The organism is Micrococcus sp. LASM2_SD2 (assembly GCF_057364565.1).
Genome location: NZ_JBNFOB010000108.1, coordinates 1 through 7483 on the forward strand (window position 1 = coordinate 1; position 7483 = coordinate 7483).

The 7483-nt window shown below is 72.7% G+C and carries 4 protein-coding genes and 2 pseudogenes; 4 read left to right on the top strand and 2 right to left on the bottom strand.

Annotated elements, in window-relative coordinates; translation table 11 throughout:
• Positions 1-547: pseudogene (locus AC2W7A_RS07155) on the bottom strand (3-methyladenine DNA glycosylase); the annotation flags it as partial.
• Between the two features lie 48 nt (positions 548-595).
• Between AC2W7A_RS07155 and AC2W7A_RS07160 the strand changes: the two are divergent.
• The 3 genes from AC2W7A_RS07160 (at position 596) to AC2W7A_RS07170 (ending at position 4813) form a co-directional block, all read left to right on the top strand.
• Entirely contained in the window at positions 596-2191 is a 1596-nt protein-coding gene (locus AC2W7A_RS07160; protein ID WP_485990748.1) for a pyridoxal-phosphate dependent enzyme, read from the top strand.
• A 21-nt stretch (positions 2192-2212) separates the two neighbouring features.
• Entirely contained in the window at positions 2213-3424 is a 1212-nt protein-coding gene (locus AC2W7A_RS07165) for a cystathionine gamma-synthase (protein ID WP_485990749.1), read from the top strand.
• Between the two features lie 180 nt (positions 3425-3604).
• Positions 3605-4813: an amidohydrolase gene (locus tag AC2W7A_RS07170; RefSeq protein WP_485990750.1), complete on the top strand. Its 1209-nt coding sequence runs from the start codon at positions 3605-3607 to the stop codon at positions 4811-4813.
• A 186-nt stretch (positions 4814-4999) separates the two neighbouring features.
• Here AC2W7A_RS07170 and AC2W7A_RS07175 read toward each other — a convergent pair whose 3' ends face one another.
• Entirely contained in the window at positions 5000-5521 is a 522-nt protein-coding gene (locus AC2W7A_RS07175; RefSeq protein WP_485990751.1) for a hypothetical protein, read from the bottom strand.
• Between the two features lie 426 nt (positions 5522-5947).
• On the opposite strand from AC2W7A_RS07175, the pseudogene AC2W7A_RS07180 reads away from it, so the two are divergent.
• Positions 5948-7483: pseudogene (locus AC2W7A_RS07180) on the top strand (DEAD/DEAH box helicase); the annotation flags it as partial.

Consider the following 7483-nt stretch of genomic DNA (forward strand, 5'->3'; position numbering starts at 1 on the left):
GGCCGGTCCGGCGGCAGCAGCATCCCGGCCGCACCGGCCCCGGTGCCGGCTCCGAGACCGCACGCACCAGCTGCCGCCAGCCGTGCCGGGCCTGGTCGTGCGTGACCTTCTGTTCCAGCACCACGGTGATCAGCTGCTCGGCCAGCCGGCCGTGCGCCGGCAGGCGCAGCCCCGGGCGGCTCTGCCGGGCGGACGTCACATGCCGCGGCAGCCGCGCCGAGCCGGAGGCGAGGAGGTCGTCGAAGGCGGGCCAGCCGTCGTCGTTGAGCCCCAGCAGGGTCTCGGCCTCCGCCACGGCGGACTCCGCGCCGGGCCCCCACGCCTCCACTTGGATCTGAGTGGGCCGCACCGCCGAGGCCGCCCGGCGCACCAGCAGGCTCGCCGGGGCGGGGGAGCCGTCCGCATCCACACGACGGGCCAGCCACATACCCTCCGCGGTGGCCCGCACACACGGGTCCGCGTGCCCGCGCTGCAGCACGCCTAGGGTCAGGGCCACGTCCACCGGGACGGCGGGGCGCAGTGTGCGTGACGCGTCGGGAGCGGACATGACCCCGAGAGTACTGTCGTGTCCGGACGTGGCAGTACCGTGGACGCCGTGACTGAGAACCGAGCACCCCAGAACGAGTCCGCCCCGCGCTATGCCGAGAACGTCCTCGACCTGATCGGCAACACCCCGCTGGTGAAGCTGAACAGCGTGACCGAGGGCATCGCGGCCACCGTCCTGGTGAAGGTGGAGTACCTGAACCCCGGCGGCTCGGTGAAGGACCGCATCGCCCTGAAGATGATCGAGGCCGCCGAGGCCGAGGGGAAGCTGCGCCCGGGCGGCACCGTGGTGGAGCCGACTTCCGGCAACACCGGCGTGGGCCTGGCGATCGTGGCCCAGCAGAAGGGCTACCGCACCGTCTTCGTCACCCCGGACAAGGTGGGCCAGGAGAAGCGGGACGTGCTCGCCGCCTACGGCGCGGAGCTGGTGGTCACCCCCACCTCCGTGGACCCGCACTCGGACGAGTCCTACTACGGCGTGGCCGACCGTCTCGAGCAGGAGATCGAGGGGGCGTTCCAGCCGAACCAGTTCTTCAACCCGGCCGCCCCGGAGTGCCACTACGAGACCACCGGCCCGGAGATCTGGGAGGACACCGCCGGGACGGTGACGCACGTGGTCATCGGGGCCGGCACCGGCGGCACCATCACCGGCACCGGCCGCTATCTCAAGGAGGTCTCCGCGGACCGTCCGGCCGGCCCGGTGCGCGTGATCGGCGCGGACCCGGAGGGCTCCGTGTACTCCGGCGGCACCGGCCGGCCGTACTTCGTGGAGGGCGTCGGCGAGGACATGTGGCCGGGCAACTATGACAAGTCCGTCCCGGACGAGGTCATCGCCGTGGACGACGACGCCGCCTTCGCCATGACCCGCCGCCTCGCCGCCGAGGAAGGCCTGCTGGTGGGCGGCTCCTCAGGCATGGCCGTGGTGGCCGGCCTGCGCGCCGCGAAGGACCTCGGCCCGGACGACGTCATGGTGATCGTGCTCCCCGACTCCGGCCGCGGCTACCTCGGCAAGATCTTCAACGACCCGTGGATGGACGAGCGCGGCCTGTCCTACGCCCGCCAGGAGACGATCCTCCCGGACTGGGCCCGGGGCCGCTCCCGTTCCGCCGAGAAGGACGACGACGGCACGGCCTCCGCCGCGTCCCTCACCTCCGCCTCGGGTGCTGCGGGCGCCTCCGGCGCAGGGGACGCCGGACGTGCCGCCGGCCGGGCCGAGGCGGACCCGCGCTGGGAGGACGAGGTGGGGGCCGTCGTCGCGGACAAGGAGGACCTGTTCCCCGGCTCCGTGCCGACCCTGGTGACCGCCGCGCCGGAGACCACGGTGGCCGAGGCGATCGCCACGATGAACCGCTACGGCGTGGACGCGCTGCCCGTGGTGGCCGAGCCGCGCCACGACCTGCGCATCGGCGAGGTCCGCGGCACCGTGACCGTGGATGCGCTGTCCGCGTCGCTGGCCTCCGGTGCGGTCGGCGCCCAGGACGCCGTGGAGTCCCTGATGGGGCCGATGCTGCCGATCGTCGGCGCGCAGACCAGCGTGCGAGACGTGGCGCGGCGCCTGCAGTCCGACGCCACCGTCCTGGTGGTGCGCGGGGGAGTGGTCGCCGGGATCGTGACGCTGCACGACCTGCTGGCCTACGTCACCGCCTGAGACAGCGAGAGGATGGAGCGCATGAGCGAGAACATGCAGAAGGACACCGCCCGCGAGCAGGGGTTCGGCACCCGCGCCGTGCACGCCGGACAGCACCTGGACGAGGTCTTCGGGGCCGTGGTGCCGCCGGTGCACCTGTCCAGCACCTACGCGCCCGTGAAGGTCGGCGAGCTGCGCCGCGGCTACGACTACGGCCGCGGCACCAACCCGACCCGTGACGCCCTGCAGGAGCAGCTGGCCGCCCTCGAGGCCGGGGTGGATGCAGACGGTGCGCCGCGGGCCGCCGCGCTGACCTTCGCGTCCGGCCTGGCCGCCGAGACCGCCCTGATCATGGGCGCCGCGGAGCCGGGCACGACCATCGTGATGGGCAACGACGTCTACGGCGGCTCCTACCGCCTCATCTCCAAGGTCCTGGCCAAGTGGGGCGTCAAGCACGCCGTGGTGGACATGGGCGAGCCGGAGCAGGTGGCCGCCGCCGTGGAGAAGGCGAAGGCGGACGGGCCGGTGATGGTGTGGCTGGAGACCCCGTCCAACCCGATGATGAAGGTCTCGGACATCGCCGCGATCGCCGAGGTGGCCCACGCCTCCGGCTCCCTGCTGGTGGTGGACAACACCTTCGCCACCCCGTACCTGCAGACCCCGATCGCCCTCGGCGCCGACGTGGTGGTGCACTCCACCACCAAATACATCGGCGGGCACTCGGACGTGATCGGCGGCGCGCTGGTCATCCCGGACCAGGAGCTCGCCGAGCAGGTGAAGTTCCAGCAGTTCGCCGCGGGCGCCGTCAACGGCCCGTGGGACGCCTACCTGACCACCCGCGGCCTGAAGACCCTGGGTGTGCGCATGGACCGCCACGCCGCCAACGCGCAGGCCGTGGCCGAGTGGCTGGTGGACCGCCCCGGCGTGGAGCGCGTGCTCTACCCGGGCCTGACAGACCATCCGGGCCACGAGCTCGCCGCCCGTCAGATGCGCGGCTTCGGCGGCATGGTGTCCGTGCAGTTCACCGGGGGAGCGGCCGCGGCGAAGCAGGTGGCCGAGTCCACCCGCCTGTTCCAGCTGGCCGAGTCCCTGGGCGGCATCGAGTCGCTGATGAACTACCCGGCCGAGATGACTCACGCCTCAGTGGCCGGCACCGAGCTGGCCGTGCCGGACGACCTCGTCCGCCTCTCCGTGGGCATCGAGGACGCCGCCGACCTGATCGACGACCTGGACCGGGCGATCTCCCGCCTCTGAGCGGGGCCCGGCCGCCCCCCGGACGCCCGGCCGCGCGGCCGCGGCGAGACCCGGCCGCGCCACCCGTGCGTCTTGAGGGCGGAGTTTCCCGGAATTCGCGCTGAATTCCGGGAAACTCCGCCCTCGACTTGCCCCTTTGTCCTCACTTCGTGCCGGGATCGGATCGCTAGGGTGGTGGGCATGAGCACCCTCGCCTTCACCAACGCGCACATCGTCCCCGTCGAGGCCGAGCCGTTCGACGGCACCCTCGTGGTCCAGGACGGGAAGATCTCGGCCCTGGGCCCGGACGTGGAGGTCCCCGCCGGCGCCGAGACCGTCGACTGCGAAGGCCAGTGGCTGCTGCCCGGCTTCGTGGACGCCCACGTGCACCTGGGCATGCACGCCGAGGGCGAGGTGGGCGCCACCGCGGACGTCAACGAGATGACCGACCCGGTCATGGCCGGCGTCCGCGCCATCGACGCGGTGGACCCCAACGAGCCCGGCTTCCGGGACGCGCTCGCCGGCGGCGTCACCACCGTGAACGTCAACCCGGGCTCCGGCAACCCGATCGGCGGCCAGGCCGTGGCCATGCACACCCACGGCCGCACGGTGGACGAGATGGTCCTGCGCAGCCCCTCCGGCGTGAAGTCCGCCCTCGGCGAGAACCCCAAGAACGTCTACAAGGAGAAGGGCAAGACCCCCTCCACCCGCCTCGGCACCGCCTACATCATCCGCAAGGCCTTCATGGAGGCCCAGGACTACATGGCCCGCCGCGCGGAGGCCGAACAGGCCGGCAAGCCGTTCGCGAAGGACCCGCACATGGAGGCCCTCGCCCTCGTGCTGGAGAAGAAGATCCCGTGGCGCCAGCACTGCCACCGCACCGACGACGTGGCCACGGCCCTGCGCCTGGCCGACGAGTTCGGCTACGACCTGGTCCTGGACCACGGCACCGAGGCCCACCCGATCGCGGACACCCTCGCCGAGCGGGACATCCCGGTGCTGATCGGCCCGCTGTTCACCACCAAGTCCAAGCCGGAGCTGCGCGGCCGCTCGCTGCGCAACCCGGGACGGCTGGCCCGCGCCGGTGTGGAGATCAGCATCATCACGGACCACCCGGTCATCCCGATCGACTTCCTCGTCTACCAGGCCGCCCTGGCCGTGAAGGAGGGGCTGGACCGGGAGACCGCCCTGCGCTCCATCACCCTCAACCCGGCCAGGGTCCTCGGCCTGGACGACCGCCTCGGCTCCCTGGCCGAGGGCAAGGACGCGGACCTCGTGCTCTGGTCCGGAGACCCGCTGGACGTCATGCAGCGTGCGCGCCGCGCCTGGATCGGCGGCCGCCAGGTCATGGAGTACGACGACGCCGCGCACGCCCCGCAGATCACCCCGGCCCGTCCTCCGCTCGACTGAGCCCGGCTCCGCCGAGGCCCGGCTCCCGCGGCGGGCTCACCTCGGTGACGGGCACACCCCGGTGACGGGCGAGGCGGAGGCGGGCGGCCGTCGTCGGGAAGCACGTGGACGACGTGAGGGCGGAGTTTCCCGGAATTCGCGCTGAATTCCGGGAAACTCCGCCCTCAAGCGTGTGGGAGTGAGCGGTCAGCGGGTGGCGCGGTCCACGGCGCGTTCGGCGGCCCGGGCGGCCTTGCCCTTGCGGAGGCGGGACTTCACCGGCGGCAGCCACACCAGCACCGCGCCGATGAGGAACAGGGCCGTCATGATCAGCAGCAGGGCGTTGCCGCGCACCAGGGACGGGACGCCCACCAGCACGGCGAGCGTGGTGAGGGTGTTCACCGCGGACGCGCGGCGGCGGTAGAGCGCCACGGTGCCCCACAGGGAGAACAGCCCGATCACGGCCACGAACCCGGCGAGGGCGAACTGCCCGGTGGCGCCGCCGAGCACGCCCACGGACTCCACGCCCGTGGTGAGGTCGATGACGGGGCCGCCCTCGCGCTGGGCCCGCAGGCCGTTGAAGAGGAAGACGCCGGCCAGGCAGAAGATGATGAACGTCGCCACCGTCCACCACTTCCGGGCCAGGCCCAGCAACGGGTGGACGCGGCCGGCCTCAGCCTCGTCGCGCTCGTCCAGGCGGCGCTCCCGCTCGGCCCGGCGCTTCGGCAAGGCGGCGCCTCGTCCGCCTCGCGCTCCTGCACGCGGCGGTCGGCGAGGCGCTCGTTGTCTGCCCGCTGCTGCTCCCGGAACGCGCGGGTGGCGCGTCCGGCGGCGCGGGCGAAGCGGTGGTCGTTGGTGTTCTCTGCCACGGAAAGAGCCTAACGGGTGATCCGGCGGCCCGGGGCCGTAGACTGGTGTCTCCGGTTCCGGACTCTCCCCCCTGTGATGAGTGAGCGTGGACGCGTGAAGCCACGCCGGTGTGCGCCGTGAGGGCGCAGATGTGTTGAGAGGCGACGAACGTCGTCGCCGTGGGGGCACGTGCCGATCTGACCGGCCGACGAATCAACCCCAGCAGCGCAGCGCCGCACCGACTCCGAGACGCGACCGGAGCATGCCCGGCGTCCGCCTGCGTGTCCCCGCACAGAGGAGACCGCCATGACGCACACCCCTAGCACCTTCCACGAGGACGACGTCCTCGAGACCCAGACCGCCGTCGCCGACGCCGAGACCGGCGCCGAGGACGCCACCGCACCGGCCGCTCCGGCCGACGAGCCGCAGGGCCCCACCTTCATCGACCTCGGCCTGGACGCCCGCGTGCTCACCGCGATCGAGGAGCTGGGCTACACCGCCCCGTCCCCGATCCAGGAGCAGACCATCCCGCTGATCCTGGACGGCCGCGACGTGGTCGGCCTGGCCCAGACCGGCACCGGCAAGACCGGCGCCTTCGCGCTGCCGGTGCTGTCCCGCCTGGCCGAGTCCGCGGACGTGAACGGCCGCGCCGACGCCCCGCAGGTGCTGGTGCTCGCCCCGACCCGCGAGCTCGCCCTCCAGGTGGCCGAGGCCTTCGACACCTACGCGAAGCAGATCCCGGACGTGTCCGTGCTGGCCGTCTACGGCGGCTCCCCGTACGGCCCGCAGCTGGTCGGCCTGCGCCGCGCGCCCAGGTGGTCGTCGGCACCCCGGGGCGCGTGATCGACCACATCGAGCGCGGCTCCCTGGACCTGTCCCAGCTCCAGACCCTCGTGCTGGACGAGGCGGACGAGATGCTGCGCATGGGCTTCGCGGAGGAGGTGGACCGCATCCTCGCCTCCACCCCGCAGACCAAGCAGACCGCGCTGTTCTCCGCCACCATGCCGCCGGCCATCCGCCGCATCTCCGCGCAGTACCTGAACGACCCGGAGGAGGTGGCGGTGGCCCGCCAGTCCACCACCTCGTCCACCATCCGCCAGCGGTACCTGACCGTGGGCCACCAGTGGAAGCTCGAGGCCTTCACCCGGATCATGGAGACCGAGGAGCACGACGGCGTCATCGCGTTCGTGCGCACGCGCGCAGGCACCGAGGACCTCACCCGACGCCTGAACGAGCGCGGCTTCAAGGCCGTGGCCATCTCCGGCGACATCGCGCAGAAGCAGCGCGAGAAGACCGTGGAGGACCTGAAGGCCGGCCGCGTGGACATCCTCGTCGCCACGGACGTGGCCGCCCGCGGCCTGGACGTGGAGCGCATCTCCCTCGTGGTGAACTATGACGTCCCGCACGACTCCGAGTCCTACGTGCACCGCATCGGCCGCACCGGCCGCGCCGGGCGCGAGGGCGACGCGGTCCTCTTCATCACCCCGCGCGAGCGCTACCTGCTGCGCTCGATCGAGAAGACCACCCGCAAGCCGGTGGAGGAGATGCAGCTGCCCTCCATCGCCCAGGTGAACGAGGCCCGCAAGGCCCGCTTCGCGGACCGCATCACCCAGACTCTGGAGACCGCCTCCGCGGAGGACCTGGAGGTCTTCCGGGACATGGTGGTCGGCTACGCGGAGAAGCACGAGGCCGAGCCGGACCGGGTCGCCGCCGCGATCGCGATGATGGTCCAGGACGGACGCCCGCTGCTCGCCGAGGAGCCGGGCCTGCCGTCCTTCGGGGGCAAGGGCCGCCGCGACCGGGACCGTGACGGAGACCGGGGCCGAGGCGACCGCTTCGACC